1 protein-coding gene is annotated in these 654 nt (G+C 33.8%); it reads right to left on the bottom strand.

The features are described from left to right. Positions 1-24 precede the first annotated feature (24 nt). Positions 25-654, bottom strand: a 630-nt coding sequence (locus tag ACIR310F_RS0100420; RefSeq protein ID WP_028082118.1) for an IS4 family transposase, incomplete at its 5' end; no start/stop codon positions are given.

The following is a 654-nucleotide window of genomic DNA, read 5'->3' as shown; positions in this document are numbered from 1 at the left end:
GTAGTATTATCAAGGGTAAAAATGTCAACATTTCATAATATCTTCCATCCAATGAACATAACTGATTTGTTGACACATACAAGCTTGAAGATAGCGAAATTTATCTAACATCTTTTCACCCCATTCTTTCGGAACAGATACAAGTTGTAAAATCAGATAAGCGATGAGACTAGCATAAATTTGAATAGCAATACCATTAACATTTTTAGTGATTAATCTATCCAGTTTTAGGTGCATCTTTAAAAATTTCCATAACAGTTCAACTCCCCACCGTAAACGATAAATATCTCTGATTTCATTATCTGTAACTGCTGCCTCTCCATCGGCAGGTAAATTCGTGACTAACCTAAATTCAGTTTTCGTTTCTAAATCACAAAAATTAATCACTCTGTAAGCGGGAGCATCCTTCGATGAACCGATTTTGATTAATCCAGTTTCTGATCCAAATTCTAGTTTCCAATTATTTTTAATTCGCACTACAAAATATTTGTCTTTTTGCACTAACTCTTGCATAAAATTTAGCCCCGCAAATCCTCTATCCATTACCCCAACTGCATCTAGTGGTAAATTAGACATCATTGATGAACCGAATTTATAATCATGGTCATGACCAAAATTTATCAAATTATCTTCCGGACTGCCTGTTGACAGATT

This window comes from Dolichospermum circinale AWQC310F (assembly GCF_000426925.1).
In the GTDB taxonomy this organism is placed as follows: domain Bacteria; phylum Cyanobacteriota; class Cyanobacteriia; order Cyanobacteriales; family Nostocaceae; genus Dolichospermum; species Dolichospermum circinale.
Note: the sequence above shows the minus strand (reverse complement) of the source record. Positions and strands in the feature narration are given on the sequence as shown.